Consider the following 14530-nt stretch of genomic DNA (forward strand, 5'->3'; position numbering starts at 1 on the left):
CTCAAGACTCGCCTGAACACCCAACATCGAACCCCGCCCCAGTGCGGGGTTTTTATTGCCCGTGATTCGGGCAAATCCGCGATTACTCTTCCAGTATCGACGCCAGAAACACCCTTCCCTTAACCCTTCAGCACCACGGGTCCGCCTGCTCTGATGAAGGTCGTGGAGCGTCAACCTCACTTTCCAGCCAGAGACCTCAGTGGTGCGACTGCTGAGGTCATCATGAACACGACGCCTTTATACCGTCAGTTGGCCAACCATTACCTGGACGCCATCCGAAGCGGCACCCTGAAAACCGGCGAGCGCTTTCCTTCGATCCGGTTGATGATGGAGAAACACGCCGTCAGCCTTTCGACTGCCGTGCAAGTCTGTCGAGAACTGGAAGACTGTGGCGTGCTGGAAGCGCGGCCTCGCTCCGGCAACTACATTCGCCAACCCGACACGCCGAGCAAACCCATACCCATCGCCCTGCCCCCGCCGCTGAATACCGAGGCTTATGCGGGCATTCACGAACAAGTGTCATCGGTGCTCAAGGCCAGTCAGCGGGCGACAATCAAGGTCAACCTGGCCAGTGCCTACTGCGCGCCGCAGCTTTATCCGCTCAAGACGCTGCAGGACAACATGCTCAAGACGTTGCGCCAGGACCCGCATCTGCTCGACACCACGGGCTCGACCTGCGGCCATATCGCGTTGCGCAATACTTTGGCCCGCCGGGCACTGACCAGCAAAACCCACCTCCCCGCCGAGCGCATCGTGATCACCAACGGCGCGACCGAAGCGATCAATCTGGCGTTGCGCGCGGTGACCTGTCCGGGGGATACCGTGGCCGTGGAATCGCCGACCTTCTACGGTTTGCTGCAAATTCTCGAAAGCCTCAACTTGCAGGTGCGGGAAGTCCCGGCCACGACCCACAACGGAATCAACCTGCTGGCGCTCGAACAGTTGCTGCAAGGCCCCGAACGGATCAAGGCGCTGATCGTCATTCCCAACCTGCACAACCCGCTGGGCAGCATCATGCCCGACGCCAACAAGGCGCGGCTGGTGCAACTGTGCGCCGAGCACCACACCGTGCTGATCGAAGACGACACCTACGGCGACCTGGTGGATACCGAGCAACCGTTGTCCACGCTCAAGCACTGGGATCGCAGCGACAACCTGATCTATTGCGCTTCGCTGAACAAAACCCTGGCACCCGGCGTGCGCCTGGGCTGGATCAGCGCCGGAAAATGGCACGACCGCGTGGAAATGCTCAAGCACACCCAGTCCCGTGGTTGCGAAGCCTTGTCGCAACTGGCGGTCAGTGCGTTCATGGGAACACCGTCCTATGAACGTTACCTGCGTCGCTTGAGGAAAACCCTGGCGCAACAGCGACAGCACATGAGTGCGGCGATCCTGCGCTATTTTCCCGAGGGCACGAGCGTGAACAATCCCCAGGGCGGGACGTTGCTATGGGTGGAGTTGCCTCGGGAGTATTCGTCCATGGTGTTGTTTCACGAGGCCCTGAAAGTCGGCATCCTGATTTCCCCTGGGGATATCTTTTCCAATGCCAGGCGCTTTGGTCACTTTGTGCGGATCGGGTGTGGGGCGCCGTATTCGCCGCGGGTTGATGAGGCCTTGCGGACCCTTGGCCAAATCCTCAAAAACCAGGACTGATACTTACCCTGTGGGAGTGGGCTTGCCCACGATGGCGGAATGTCAGACACATAAATGTTGGATGTGCTGCCGTCATCGCGGGCAAGCCCGCTCCCACAAGGATAGGGGTGATTTTCAGGTTGGAGATTGGTGCAGGCAGATGATATGCGGATCATCATTCCAATGCGGAAAACGCTCGGCGATCAGGGGGTCATGACCGGGGATGACGTGGTCTGCGCTGTCGGCCAGGCGGTCGATTTCGCTGAAGGCCTCCAGGGTTTGCGCCAGGTCATCAAGAATCGGAAACGGACTGCGCTCACGGATGTTGACCCACAGGTGCGCGGCATCCGACGCCAGCACGATCCAGCCGCGTGCAGTATTGACCCGCACCACCTGGCTGCCGGGTGTATGACCGCCCACCGCATGCACAGTGATGCCGGGCAGCACTTCGGCCGTGCCATTGTGCAAACGCATGCGCCCTTCGAACAGCGGCGGCAGCGCCGACATCACGTCCTGGACTTCGTAGGTTTTGTTCACCGTGCGATGGGCCATTTTCGGCCCGGTGCAAAAGCGCAGCTCCGCTTCTTGCAGGTGCACCGTGGCTTTCGGAAACAGTCCCAGGTTGCCGGCATGATCCCAGTGCAAATGGGTGAGGATCAGTTGCTCGACCTGCGCCGGATCGATGTCCAGTTGCCGTAGGGATTCCTCCGGCAGGCGATACATCTGACGGTTGCGCCGATCCGCCGTGGCCGGCTGAAAACAGGTGTCGACCACAATCACCTGCTGCTCGTTACGGATCACCCAGAAGTAATAGTCCAGCGGCATCGGCGCATTTGGATCACCGCAACAGGCGTCGTAGAGAAAATTCTCCCGGGCGGTGCGCTGGGCGTTGGCGCCGACACGGATGGCGAACACTTCGTACACGGGAACAGACATGGACACCTCCGATTCACGCCGCAGCGGTGGCTTTCAAGGTCGGACGAAAATCGAAGTCGATCTGATCACTGATACCCAGCTCCTGCGCCAATTTATGCAGGCCGCTGTAGTCGCGCATGATCGTCGCGTTCTTGTTGCTCTCGCGGGTGTCGGCAATGATCAGTGCGGCGTCCGCCACCCCGAGCTGCGTCAGGATTGCCTCCCACATCGAGTAGTCCTGAGCGACAAAGGCACTCAGTGCCACCGACAAGGTGCGTGCGAAAAATTCCCGCTGCGCCGGCTGCATGTTGGCGTACATCACCTTGGCCACTTCAGCCAACACTTTGCTGTGGGCATATTCGTCACGGTTATGCAGCTCGGCGACGCGACGGTTTTGCGGCTGGATACTCTGGTCGTCCGCCAGCAGATCCAGATAAGCGTTGACGCTGATCTCGGCCACCACCGCGAAGGTGATCGCCGCCAGGTCTTTCTGCCATTGCTCGGTCAGCGTTTCCCGCAAGGCCAGCAATCGCAGATAGGTGACTGACGGCGGCAAGTCCAGATCCTGATCGAGCGCACGCTCCAGTTTGGTCCGTTCGATGGCCCGCAAGTGCATGAGCGTGTGGTAATGCTCGTCGATCAAGGTTTGCTGCATGGCCTCGCGGAAATGCCAGTCATCCTTGCCCAGGTATTGATTGGCGATGACGCTGAGCGCCGGATTGACCACATGCTCTTCGGCGGTCACGGTGCGCAGGTTGTAGCCGATCCAGCCCCAGGTCACCACGCTGCTCTTGAGTTCATCGCTCAAGGCCTGGAATTTGGGGTGGTGAAAGAACGGCACCATGCGCTCCGGGTAGTCCGGACGCGCCGGGTCGAACACTTCGTCGGCCGACATCTTGTCCGGCGAGCAGACCGTGGCACGCCGGGTCCAGGCCTGATTGAGCCGCACGACCAGTTGATGATCGACCTTGGCGATCTCGATTGCTGTTTGCATGACGCGATACCTGTAGGATGCGTACCCGCTGAGGGGTACGCCGAGGGAATAGAGACGTAAGAATCAGGCCAGCCAGTAGCGGGTCAGGTGGCGCGCCGGATCAGTGTATCGACTCCGGGCGTGGATCATCCGCCAGTTGTCCCAGATCAGCATGCAGTCGTCGGGAATCAGCACCGGGGTGTTGTGCTCGACGAAGTACGCTTCGCCGAGTACGGCAAACCTGGCCAGCGGCGAGTCGTTGTTGTTGACCTGTGATTGCTGCAAGGCTTGCTTCGACGGGTTCACATCGCCGTAGTGAAACTGGTTGTAGCTGAAGCGGAAAATGTCACCGTCCTCGGTGGGCGTCAGGATGTACTCCTTGACCCGGGTTTGCGCGGGCTCGCCGGGTTTGGCGGTGGCAACGAACTCCACGGGGGTGTCATCCAGCCATTCGCGCAGTTGCGGGTCGCTGCGCTCCAGTGACTGCAAGAACGCGTAACCGTCCACCAGCCCCGTGTGGCCGCCACCGCAAGTCGCCTGATGATGGCAATGCAGCGCCAGGTAACGTGGCGGCGGGCCATACACCGGCGCCTCGGTGTGCGGGCCGATGCCGTTCATGCTCTGGGAGTACGGCAGGTCTTCGTAGCCCGGCTTGCGGGTGATGGCGAAGGCGGTCTGCCCGTTGAATTGCGGAATGACCGGACCGAACTCGTGCAGGGTGCCTAAAACGTCGTGGGAAAACTCCCCCGGCGTCAGCACCGTCCAGCCCCGGGAAGACAATTCCTCATGGCGATGGCCCAGGGAAACATAAGGTTTGGACGCAACAATCCCTTGATCTGACATGGTGAGGTTCCTGGCGGTTTATCAGGCGTTGACGGTTGAGGTGTAAGCGGCGATCAATTCGCGGCACGCGGTGCCCGGTCGGTAGTGCTGTTCATCGATGCTTTGCACAGGGGTGATTTCGGCGGCGGTGCCCGTCAGAAAACACTCGTCGAAGTCGCCCAGCTGCGTAGGCAAAATCGTGGTTTCGATCACCTGGTAATCCAGGGCCCTGGCCAGCTCGATGACGGTCTGCCGGGTAATCCCGTTGAGGAAACAATCCGGCGTCGGCGTGTACAAAGTCCGACCTTTAACGAAGAACACGTTGGCGCTGGTGGCCTCGGCGACGTGACCGCGCCAGTCGAGCATCAAGGCATCGTGGTAGCCGCTGTTTTCTGCATCGTGCTTGCTCAGTGTGGCGATCTGGTAATGCCCCGACGCCTTGGCTTCGAAGGGGCTGCTGCTCGGTGGCGGGCGCCGCCACGTAGCGGTTTTCAAGCGAATGCCGGCCATGCGCGCCGCCGGGTCGAAGTAGCTGGGCCATTGCCAGCAGGCGATTGCCACATGCACGCGGTTGAAACGTGCCGAGGTGGATATCATCTCGCTGCCGCGCCACGCCACCGGCCGCAAATAGCCCTCGACCACCTGGTTGCGCTGCAGCACTTCATGGCTCGCCGCTTCCAGTTTGGCGGGCTCGAACGGGATGGCAAAATCCATCAGCTGCGCCGAGCGATACAACCGCTCAGTGTGTTCGCGCAGCTTGAAGACCTTGCCGTTGTACACGCGCTCCCCTTCATACACTGTGCTCGCGTAATGCAAGCCATGGGTCAGCACATGCAGGCGCGCCTGGGACCACTCGACGAACTCGCCGTCGAGCCAGATCCATCCTTCGCGTTGATCAAACGGGATACCGCTCATGTCCTTGTCTCCCCAATTCCAAGAATCGTCCTACGCCGTTTGCAGCAGCACCGGTATCAATTCCGGCGCCGGTGCCAGCAAAAGCTCAGGCTCGGTTTGAAAGAAAAACCCTCGCTCACCAAAGGCCGGGCGCAACTGGTCGAACCAGGTTGCCTGCGGGTCGAAGCGCGCATAAAAAGTGCGCAATACCCATTGCGGGTCCCGGGCCTGGAGGAACTGCAACACGAAGACTTTTTCCCCGGCCACGGTCTCGATGCCGTTGATCAACACCTTGCCGTAGAAGGTGCTCATCGATGGCCCGCGCACCGTGCGCGCCAGCCCGGAGACCGTGCGGTACGCCGCCTGGAAAATCTCGAACGCCCGCGCCAGCGGCATTGCGAAGTAATGGCTTGGGCCGGTGTCCCGCTCGACGAACATGTAGTACGGCACCGCCCCGAGCCTCACGCCTTCGGTCCACAGCTCGGCCCAATTGGCGGGGTTTTCGTTGATGTGGCGGATCACCGGTGCCTGCATGCGCAGGGTGGCACCGGTGGAGCGAATGCGTTCGACGGCTTGCCGGGCGATGTCCTGGCGGATCTCCACCGGGTGGTTGTAGTGTCCCATGATCGACAGGTTTTTCCCCGCCGCGACGATCCGCCGAAACAGTTCGAGCAACTCGGGCGCGTCCTTGTCGCTGACAAATCGCTGTGGCCAATACGCCACGGACTTGGTGCCGATGCGGATATTTTTCAGGTGCGCCAGTTCCAGCAGCGGCTCGATGTATCCGGCCAGCGAACGGCTGTTCATGATCAGCGGATCGCCCCCGGTGATCAGCACATCGGTGACTTCCGTGTGCACCCGCAAGTAACTCACCAACTCCTGGGATTCCCGTGCGTTGAACTTGAGTTCTTCCTCACCGATGAACTGCGCCCAGCGGAAACAGAAGGTGCAATACGCATGACAGGTCTGACCGGCACCGGGGAAAAACAGCACGGTCTCGCGGTACTTGTGCTGAATGCCTGGCAGGACTTTTCCGTCGAGAGTCGCGCCGTTATGCGTCAGCTGCCCGGCCGGGTGAGGGTTCATGCGCAGCCAGATCGCTTCGATCCGGCGCTTGATGGCCGCCGCATCGTCCTGTTCGATCAGTTGCTTGAGCGATGCATACTCGTCCGGCAGCAGCATGTCCTTATGGGGAAAGGTCATGCGAAAAATCGGATCGTCCGGAATGTTGTTCCAATCGATCAACGTACCGAGTACGTATTCGTTGGTGCGAAACGGCATGACCCGCGCGACGACGGTCATTGCTTCCTGCAAGGCCGGCGTCAGCTTGTGCCAGTACGGCGTGTCGCGGATGGTGCGTGAGTTATAGGGTTTGTATCTTTCCTGCTCCGACATTCCCTGCATGGCAGCGCTCCTGGTGTTGGCTGGCGGCGGTTACTGAACGGCTGGCGCTACGCGCTCTATGTCCATCCAGGCCCGAACACTGTCGCGGTCCCATTGACGGCGCACGTAGGTCGCGAGCCGCGCAGGCACCGGATCACCATTGGCGACCAGTCGGTTGAGCATGATTGCCAGGTCGGTGTCGGCAATGCTCCAGTCACCGAACAGGTACTCGGCGCCCTCTTGCAGCAAGCGATCGGCCACAAAGAACAAGCGGTCGACCGCAGCACGGGCTTCGTCGGAAAGCGGGTTGTGTTTCTTGCCGAAGTACACCAGGTCAAATGGGCGTTCTTTGCGCACCACCAGCAGATCGCTGCGCAACCAGGCCTGAAGTTGACGGGCACGGGCGCGTTGCTTGATGTCTTGAGGGAACAGCTTTTTATGCCCCGGCGAGAGTTCATCCAGGTATTCGGCGATAGCGGAAGATTCCGACAGCGCAAAACCCTCATGAACTAATGTTGGAATTTTGTTGGCCAGGGAAAGATCACGATAAGTCGCTTTATAATTCTCTTTCGCCTTCAAATCTACCGTAACCAATTCGAATGAAAGTTGCTTTTCTTTCAACGCCACAAACGCAGACATTGCAAACGCACTGACAAAATCCGCACCCACATACAATTGCAGTTTCGTACTTTCCATAGAACGCTCCCTTGCACTAACCACACTAATCCGTTGCATTGGAAGCGATCGTAGTTAGGTGTTTAAACGCTGAACAGATACAGAAATTATCTGTTTCTACGGATACAGAGGTTCTAAACGCCAACGACCGGAAAAGAAAAAGGGAGCCTGCGAACGCGGGCTCCCTGGAACGGGGTGACGGGGAAATTTTCGCCTCGCAGGGCGATCAGACGATGGCGTCCGCAGCACTCAGCTGCGCCATTTGCGGCATGTTGCTCATGTTAAGCATGGCCAGCGGCTCAGTGGCGCTGGTGTTGACGAAGCCGTGCTCGGTCCAGGCCGGCACCAGCAATACGTCACCAGGGCTGACGCTCACTGCGTCGGCATCGCCCAGGGTCAAAGTGCCACTGCCGGACTGAATGATGAACAGGTGCCACCAGGAATGGGCATGGCCAGTGAGCGTCGAGCCGGGTATCAACCATTGCATGGACACCGCCATTCCTGGCGTCAACCTGCACCCTTCGAGGCTGTTGTCGTAGGCCAGCGCGACAATATCGACCTCGCTGGCCGCAAGACTCTGACGCATGTCAGCAAGTTCACCTTCTTTCCACACCCGCGCACTGCCAGGCGGGTGCTTTAAACTCTGGCGAAAATTCTTATAGGAAAAAAACCTGCCTCGAACATTATTCATTCGTGAATTCCAAATGGCTGGCGACTTAAGTCACCAGACACTAGGCGAACAATTGACCACTGTAAAGCCAGGCCACTCATACTTATATAGTCGAAGGCCGCAACGCCGCGATCATATCAACTTCAACAGCGGCATTTTTCGGCAACTGATAAACACCAATGGTGGTTCGAGTATGTTTCCCGGCGTCGCCCAACACATGACTGAAGACATCCGAGGCCCCGTTGGCCACTTCACTGAGGTCGACAAAGTCCGCCGTGGATTTCACATACACCGTGACCCGAATCAACGACTTGATCTTATCCAGCGAACCGATGGCATCGACCATCAGCGCCAGACCGCGCATCGCACTGATGCTGGCCGCCGCTTGCGCATCCGCCATGTTGAGATCCAGCCCGACCCGGCCGGGATAGTGGATTTTGCCGTTCATGCGCGGCACCAGACCGCTGACATACAGTTCATCGTGATGGCGAATCAGCGGCGCGTAATGGCCGCCGGCGGTGTTCTCGCCGTAGATGTCATAACCGAATTCCTTGGCCAGGGCGATGAAGCGTTCATCACAGGTCATGTGTTCAATCATTGTCCGAATCCTCTAGATCAATACTGCAAAAAAACATCGATCGCTACTTAACCCACGGCCCTGGCGGGCGGCGCCAGGCTCGTGATCCCGACCCTTGATTCAATGGCTTCGGCCAGGCGCAACAGGTCGTTGCTGAGCTGACCGTAGTGTTCGTTGAACAACACGATGTGGCCGATGAACGAGAAGTTGTCTTTCACCAGTGCACTGACCGAATCACCGACACGCTTGGCGAAGGTGGCTTCCACCAGGTCGATGTGCAGCGCACTGGCCACGGCTTCGATGTCAGGCGTCGAGCGCAATATCCCGCCCGCTGGCGCCCTGAGCAGGCGAATGCCGCAATAGCCACGCGGTACCGGTTCGTGGTACTCGATCTGGCCTTCCACGGCCCAGCGCACCCAGCGCTCCCACGGGTTGAAATCGACAAAAGCACGCTTGGCCAGGTCCCAGATGTGCATGCCGCCGGGACGCATGTTGGTTTCCACGGCCGACGTCAGTTGGTCGGCCCTGTGGAACACTTCGTTGTGCCACGCGCCATTGTTCTCGGACACCAGACCGGCCATGTGCCGGCCGGCAGCCATCAGGCGGGTATGCACGTCTGCCGGCAGCGGTGCAGGTACCACTTGCTGGATCTCGGCACGATAGGCGCCTTCGGTGGTGGTCTTTTCGGTGACCCAGGTACTCCCGGCCACACAGTCCCAGCTGTATTCCCGGGCGTCCTGAATCAGTTCTTCGAGGACGATGCCGCCCTCGCGATAAGGTTTGAGCGCCTGCCAGGCTTCATCGCATTCCGACGGGTGCTGGATCACGCGACAGCCGCGGCTCGCGCCTTCGCAGGCCGGCTTGATGAAAGCCTTGCCGCCCAGTTCCACCACATGTTGGCGCAGTTGAGGCAGGCTCTCGACCCGCTCGGAAAACACGGGGCGATAGTCTTCTGGCGACGTTGTAGCCGTTGCTTCGAGGTGGCGGAAAATCTGTTTGTCCAGCCCTGCCCGCGCCTCGGCCCGGGTGATGCCAGGCAAGCCGAAATGACTGGCCAGGGCCGCACCGAGCAATACGCCGCGATCAGAAAACGGCAGCACGCCGATCAGTTTCCAGCTGTCGGCGTTCAGGCAACCGACCACCAGCTCAAGCGAGTCTGCCACGTCCTTCTCGGCCAGTGATGTGCTGCAGACGTGATCGGCCACTTGTTCGTCTTGGGGCTGAATCTGCTCGACCAGCAGAATCAGTCGGGCGTTGTAGAGCGACTTGCACAGGTCGCGCAATTTCTGGATGTCGTGCACCCGATTGCCGTTGTATCCGACCACTACTACGCATGATGTCGTATTCATAAAAACCCCGACCTGCAAAGAAAACCGACGCTGCGCTGAGTCAGTCGTGCAACGACGCATTGGATTTACGGTTGAGCCAGTACCAGGCCAGGATCCCTCCGGCACCGATGGCGGCCAGCACCAGGGCGTTGTACGGCGCCGGCACGACCCGCATGATCAGGACCGTCAGGCCGGCACCGACGCCCAAGGCCACTTCCTTGACGAACATGTTGTTCTGCTTGACCGAGAAGTAATCGAGGTAGCTGAACGCGCATTCGGCGATGGACAGCAAAGCCACCCAGATCAACGCGCCGACCAGGGTTTCGACACGGAACGCCGCCGGTGAAGACAACACCGCAAAGCCGCCGACGATGATCCCGATCACCGCCACCACCTTGAAGCGCCCGGTGCGCTCGATCAGCTTCATCACCGGCACTTGGGCGAACACCACCACGGCGCTGTTGAGGATCAGCATCAGGCCGTACCACGCCGGCAGTTCACCGGTCTTGAGCAGGATCGCTTGCGGCAGGATCGAGAACACCCCGAACAACTTGATGCCCATGATGATCCCGGCGATCGCCCACGGCAGTTTGTTGCGCCAGCCGCTGCCATCGTGGGTGACCGGGCTCGCCACCACCGGCTGGGTGGTGAAGGTCGCGCCTGCGGCGATCGGCAGGCACAACAGGACGAATGCCGCCGCGCCGAGGAAAAACAGGGTCGGGGTCAGCAGTGGCGAGAGCAGGATCAAACCGGCCAACAGGCTGCCCATGTTCATGGCGACACGGTTATACGCCGCACCTTCCTTGGTCTGCGCCGCTTCGCTCTTGATCAGGTAACCGGCAATCGCAATGCCGTAGGCAAACAACGCCGCGGCGAACATCACCACGCCCTGGTTGCTGGTGACCGCCAGCAGCACCAGGCCGGCGGCCGCGCACGTCAAGGTGACGCTCAAGGACCGACGGCCCAGTACCAGCAACGTCAGCGGCAGCAGCAACAGCAAGGCTCGATAACCGAGGGCCAGGATGCTGTTGGTCGCGGTATCGAGCCAGACGTTGGCCTTGCCCAGTACCGCGAACAGCGACACCGCGGTGATGATCCGGATCATGAACAGGCGAATGTTGATCACCGGTTTGGCCACGGCGGCCGTTGTTTGAACACTCATGCAACACCTCTGGAACCAGCGATTGTTCAGGCGCCCGGCGCGAACAATCAGGAAAGTCTGTAAGGTGATGGTAGAGAGGGACGCTTGTTTTCATCAGAGCAAGTTCGTATAGAATCAAACGAACTTTACTGCCGGAGAGACCAGTAAAATGCAGGTTCAGCGCGCAGTGATCGCCGCCATCGAGTTCCAGCCGGGAGTACCGCTGGTTCAGCAGATTGTCGATCAATTGTCGGTGGCGATCAGCCAGGGCGGCCTGCCCCACGGTTCGCGCTTGCCTCCGATTCGCGAACTCTCCGAGTTGATGAACGTAGGCAAGTCCACGGTGGTGGATGCGCTGGACCGCTTGCGGGCCAAGGGTCTGGTGGTTTCACGCCAGGGCTCGGGGCACTACGTGCACCGCTCCAGCACCACGCTCAAGACCGATGCCGGTCCGGACCTGCAACCGCAAGACACCCTCAGCGTGGTCCGCCGTGCGGTGCTGCAGGACACTGGCGCACTGCGCCCCGGCGCCGGTTTCCTGCCCTCCTCGTGGCTACCGGCCGAAGAACTGCTCAAAGCCGTGCGTGGCACTCTGCGCGCCACCTCCTTGCAAATGGGCGAATACGGCGTCGCCGCCGGTTACCTGCCGTTGCGCGAGGCCCTGCAGGTCAAGCTGTCGGCTCTGGGCATCGAAGTGCCCGTGGAGCAGATTGTCACCACCGCCAACACCGTACAGGCCATCGACCTGTTGATGCGCCTGCTGGTCAAGCCTGGCGACACGGTGCTGCTCGACGATCCATGCTACTTCACCATGCACACCAATCTGGCGCTGCATGGTGCCAAGGTCATCACCATTGCCCGTGGTGCTGACGGCATGGACATGGAGGCCTTCGAGCAATTGGTGAGTGCCCATCGTCCCGTGCTCTACATGACCAACAACACCCTGCACAACCCGACCGGCCACTCCTTCTCGCAGGCACAGGTTTATCGTTTGCTGGAAATGAGCCACCGCTATGGTTTCCACATCGTCGAAGACGATTTGTATGGCGACTTGCAGCAACGACAGACGCCACGTCTGGCAGCGGGCGGGCTGGACAATGTCAGCTACATTTCAGGTTTCTCCAAGACCCTGACGGCTAACAGTCGCGTCAGCTTTGCAGTGCTTTCGCCACCACTGGCGGCACGGATGATCACCCTGAAAATGGCCTGCGGTGGCATGACGTCGGAGCTGGCGGAACAGATCATCTGCGCGATGCTCAGCGACGGCAGCTACGCCAAACACACACGGCGCACGGTGGACAGGCTCTATGAGTCGAGCAGCCGGGTGAGCCGTTGGTTGATGGAAGCCGGTTGCTCGGTGTCATCGCTGCCCCACGAAGGGCTGTTTATCTGGGCGCAATTGCCAGAAGGCTTTCATGCCGAAACACTGGCCAGGAAAGGCCTGGACATCGACCTGGTGCTGGCCCCCGGCACCCTGCTCAGCAAAGCGCCGGACGCTAGCCAATTCCTGCGCTTCAACGTCGCCCACAGCGACAACACCCAGGTGCGCGAGCGGTTCTTGCGATTGCTTGAATCCAAGTAAGTAACTGACCACCACTTACCCTGTGCCCAAAAGTCCATTGCTGACCTCCCCCCGCCAGCAGATCGCTACGATTGTGCGGTCCGCGATCCACGCGGGCTTTTTGAATGTTTGCACCTTCCGCGTGTTTCACAGCACCCTGGTTGTTACAGGTCAACCTCTTCGACTCGATTGACTTCCACGTCCTGCGCCTTCAGCAGTGTCTGTGTAACCTGTTCGATGTAGTCAAACACTTCTTCCTGAACCGAATACTTGTACTGCTTTCGACGGTGCTTCGAGACAGTGCCATTTTGCGCCAGGCACATCATCACGAGATTGGACAGATCACTGCCTCGGACGTCGTAGCGCTCATCAACAGCTTTGACGATCTTGTCGTAGTTTTCGAGGTAAATGGTTTCCTCGCGAAGCTCGACTTCGAGGGCACGTTTGGCCATTTCAAGAGTAAATCGAACTCCCGGCGTAGCATCCCAAAAGCGATAGATCGCAGGGTGACCCGTGAAGTTGAACGACAGGTTATCTTGATCAATCCATCGAACATCCCAAAATTCACGCGCCGGCTGAGAGAACTCCTGCAGGGTTTCCAGGTACAAACGCTCCTCACGTTTCATTGCCACCGATACTGGAAGCAACAAGCCATTTTCCAACGCGCCAGCACGACATAAAGTCTGGTGGATGAGGAATCGGGAAAGGCGACCATTCCCATCCATGAACGGATGAAGGAATACAAATCCAAAGGAAATAATCCCGGCGGCAACCAGAGGGTCAATGTGCTTTGTCGCTTCATTGCCCAAGGCCATAAGACGCTCCATCAGCTCCCGGCACAGGTCCGGCGCGGGCGGGACATAGGTAACTCCAGCCGCGCCTTGCAGCCCATTTGCGAGATGGTTTTGTTCATGGCGGAACGCCGCAGCCATATCGTATGGATTGGAAATGGTCGCGTTCTGGAGGGTTACCAGGTAGTCCTCGCTCAGCGGCATACGATCATGAGCCTGCCTGAGCAGTTGAATAAATCGTCGAGACTTATCCTCACTGGGAGATTCCTTCTCGATGGCGAACGAGTCCTTCGTTTCGTTCAAGTAGGCCCAGTTGATTGCTCGATCCATCATTCCTGATGGGAGGTTCAGTATGAAATGCTGCACGCGTGCAAGGATATCGTGTTGAAGCAAGTCCATGATTTGAGGTGTTCGCTCAACGGTGGCGCAATAAGCAAACGTTCCAATACCGTTGAATTCCACACGCCAGCGAGAATTACGTTCTCCTGGCATCGTCAAATATTGCTTCGGGTCGAACAAGGGGATGAAGCGCCCCTTCACTGGTGAATGCTGGATCAGCTCCCTATCAGTGAATGCTTCGTAGAGATAACAGGCCTTGCGGATGTAGATTCCGTTCGGAGCTTTTTGCAGCTCGGCTTCAAGCAATTCTTTCGAAATCTGAGGTAGTGCCTGCGCCAGAATGGCGAGGTTGATACCTTCATGCTTTAACGCAAAGAGGACATGCCCAAGCAAATCGTCTGGAGAAGGTGCGATCCCAGGTGGGACTGCCAATGTCTCACCGATTCGCTCAAGCCGCGTAACAGGCTGCACCCTGGCAGGATGGCGCAATGGAAAAGCTGAAAGCCGCAGCGTATCTTGCAGGCAAGCATATCCAGCCGAGTTCATCGCACAAATCCTCATTTTTGTTCTGACCACGCGTTTTTTCTTCAGCGGGCCAAGAAAATCTTAATTTTCAGAGAGTATCTCAATTTTTTATTAAGCAGCAGCTGCAGTGGTCAACTAATCCCGGACACGACGTTGAGTTTTTCTTCGGGTTCTGCGCGCTCACAATTCCTGCTGACTGCCGGCCTAATTTACCTAAAGGCCAGTCGGCGCACGGACGTCGCACACCTCCTGACCAGGCAGAGCGTTTTATCCGGTTTATTCAAGAGCACTACAAACCAGGCAG

At 58.9% G+C, this 14530-nt stretch carries 13 protein-coding genes; 2 read left to right on the plus strand and 11 right to left on the minus strand.

What is annotated here, in order from left to right; translation table 11 throughout:
- Nucleotides 1–222 precede the first annotated feature (222 nt).
- Complete coding sequence (locus tag FFS64_RS07625; RefSeq protein WP_137804848.1) at nucleotides 223–1653, plus strand: PLP-dependent aminotransferase family protein; 1431 nt, start codon at nucleotides 223–225, stop codon at nucleotides 1651–1653.
- Nucleotides 1654–1767: 114 nt separating this feature from the next.
- On the opposite strand, the gene FFS64_RS07630 is transcribed toward FFS64_RS07625, so the two are convergent.
- The 10 genes from FFS64_RS07630 to FFS64_RS07675 all read right to left on the minus strand — a co-directional run bounded on the left by FFS64_RS07630 (nucleotide 1768) and on the right by FFS64_RS07675 (nucleotide 11031).
- On the minus strand, nucleotides 1768–2568 hold the full coding sequence (locus tag FFS64_RS07630; RefSeq protein ID WP_137804849.1) for an N-acyl homoserine lactonase family protein: 801 nt from the start codon (nucleotides 2566–2568) through the stop codon (nucleotides 1768–1770).
- Nucleotides 2569–2581: 13 nt separating this feature from the next.
- Nucleotides 2582–3541, minus strand: a complete 960-nt coding sequence (locus FFS64_RS07635; protein ID WP_137804850.1) for a diiron oxygenase — start codon at nucleotides 3539–3541, stop codon at nucleotides 2582–2584.
- A 63-nt stretch (nucleotides 3542–3604) separates the two neighbouring features.
- Nucleotides 3605–4363 carry a TauD/TfdA family dioxygenase gene (locus FFS64_RS07640; protein WP_137804851.1) on the minus strand — a complete coding sequence of 253 codons (759 nt, stop codon included), beginning with the start codon at nucleotides 4361–4363 and terminating at the stop codon, nucleotides 3605–3607.
- A gap of 21 nt (nucleotides 4364–4384) precedes the next feature.
- Nucleotides 4385–5257 (minus strand): branched-chain amino acid aminotransferase, encoded by an 873-nt coding sequence (locus FFS64_RS07645; protein WP_137804852.1) that lies wholly within the window; start codon nucleotides 5255–5257, stop codon nucleotides 4385–4387.
- A 30-nt stretch (nucleotides 5258–5287) separates the two neighbouring features.
- A complete protein-coding gene (locus tag FFS64_RS07650; protein ID WP_137804853.1) occupies nucleotides 5288–6640 on the minus strand; it encodes a KamA family radical SAM protein in 1353 nt (450 codons plus the stop codon).
- 30 nt (nucleotides 6641–6670) lie between these two features.
- On the minus strand, nucleotides 6671–7315 hold the full coding sequence (gene yfcF, locus FFS64_RS07655) for a glutathione transferase (protein ID WP_137804854.1): 645 nt from the start codon (nucleotides 7313–7315) through the stop codon (nucleotides 6671–6673).
- A gap of 205 nt (nucleotides 7316–7520) precedes the next feature.
- On the minus strand, nucleotides 7521–7985 hold the full coding sequence (locus FFS64_RS07660) for a cupin domain-containing protein (RefSeq protein WP_137804855.1): 465 nt from the start codon (nucleotides 7983–7985) through the stop codon (nucleotides 7521–7523).
- Between the two features lie 82 nt (nucleotides 7986–8067).
- Nucleotides 8068–8562: a RidA family protein gene (locus tag FFS64_RS07665; RefSeq protein ID WP_137804856.1), complete on the minus strand. Its 495-nt coding sequence runs from the start codon at nucleotides 8560–8562 to the stop codon at nucleotides 8068–8070.
- Between the two features lie 47 nt (nucleotides 8563–8609).
- The gene (locus FFS64_RS07670; protein WP_137804857.1) at nucleotides 8610–9890 is read right to left on the minus strand and encodes an acetyl-CoA carboxylase biotin carboxylase subunit family protein; all 1281 of its coding nucleotides are present in this window, start codon (nucleotides 9888–9890) and stop codon (nucleotides 8610–8612) included.
- Between the two features lie 40 nt (nucleotides 9891–9930).
- A complete protein-coding gene (locus tag FFS64_RS07675; RefSeq protein ID WP_137804858.1) occupies nucleotides 9931–11031 on the minus strand; it encodes an MFS transporter in 1101 nt (366 codons plus the stop codon).
- 148 nt (nucleotides 11032–11179) lie between these two features.
- Between FFS64_RS07675 and FFS64_RS07680 the strand changes: the two genes are divergently transcribed.
- Complete coding sequence (locus tag FFS64_RS07680) at nucleotides 11180–12592, plus strand: PLP-dependent aminotransferase family protein (RefSeq protein ID WP_137804859.1); 1413 nt, start codon at nucleotides 11180–11182, stop codon at nucleotides 12590–12592.
- A 143-nt stretch (nucleotides 12593–12735) separates the two neighbouring features.
- On the opposite strand, the gene FFS64_RS07685 is transcribed toward FFS64_RS07680, so the two are convergent.
- Nucleotides 12736–14247 (minus strand): Fic family protein, encoded by a 1512-nt coding sequence (locus FFS64_RS07685; RefSeq protein WP_137804860.1) that lies wholly within the window; start codon nucleotides 14245–14247, stop codon nucleotides 12736–12738.
- Nucleotides 14248–14530 lie beyond the last annotated feature (283 nt).

The sequence above is a fragment of the Pseudomonas sp. G(2018) genome (assembly GCF_005502415.1).
Taxonomy (GTDB): domain Bacteria; phylum Pseudomonadota; class Gammaproteobacteria; order Pseudomonadales; family Pseudomonadaceae; genus Aquipseudomonas.

Excerpts from the sequence above, each read along its gene's own strand:
- FFS64_RS07635 (WP_137804850.1), bottom strand. The coding sequence starts at position 3,541 with ATGCAAACAGCAATCGAGATCGCCAAGGTCGATCATCAACTGGTCGTG.
- yfcF (WP_137804854.1), bottom strand. The coding sequence starts at position 7,315 with ATGGAAAGTACGAAACTGCAATTGTATGTGGGTGCGGATTTTGTCAGT.
- FFS64_RS07685 (WP_137804860.1), bottom strand. The coding sequence starts at position 14,247 with ATGAACTCGGCTGGATATGCTTGCCTGCAAGATACGCTGCGGCTTTCA.
- FFS64_RS07670 (WP_137804857.1), bottom strand. The coding sequence starts at position 9,890 with ATGAATACGACATCATGCGTAGTAGTGGTCGGATACAACGGCAATCGG.
- FFS64_RS07680 (WP_137804859.1), top strand. The coding sequence starts at position 11,180 with ATGCAGGTTCAGCGCGCAGTGATCGCCGCCATCGAGTTCCAGCCGGGA.
- FFS64_RS07650 (WP_137804853.1), bottom strand. The coding sequence starts at position 6,640 with ATGCAGGGAATGTCGGAGCAGGAAAGATACAAACCCTATAACTCACGC.
- FFS64_RS07665 (WP_137804856.1), bottom strand. The coding sequence starts at position 8,562 with ATGATTGAACACATGACCTGTGATGAACGCTTCATCGCCCTGGCCAAG.
- FFS64_RS07660 (WP_137804855.1), bottom strand. The coding sequence starts at position 7,985 with ATGAATAATGTTCGAGGCAGGTTTTTTTCCTATAAGAATTTTCGCCAG.
- FFS64_RS07675 (WP_137804858.1), bottom strand. The coding sequence starts at position 11,031 with ATGAGTGTTCAAACAACGGCCGCCGTGGCCAAACCGGTGATCAACATT.
- FFS64_RS07625 (WP_137804848.1), top strand. The coding sequence starts at position 223 with ATGAACACGACGCCTTTATACCGTCAGTTGGCCAACCATTACCTGGAC.
- FFS64_RS07640 (WP_137804851.1), bottom strand. The coding sequence starts at position 4,363 with ATGTCAGATCAAGGGATTGTTGCGTCCAAACCTTATGTTTCCCTGGGC.
- FFS64_RS07645 (WP_137804852.1), bottom strand. The coding sequence starts at position 5,257 with ATGAGCGGTATCCCGTTTGATCAACGCGAAGGATGGATCTGGCTCGAC.
- FFS64_RS07630 (WP_137804849.1), bottom strand. The coding sequence starts at position 2,568 with ATGTCTGTTCCCGTGTACGAAGTGTTCGCCATCCGTGTCGGCGCCAAC.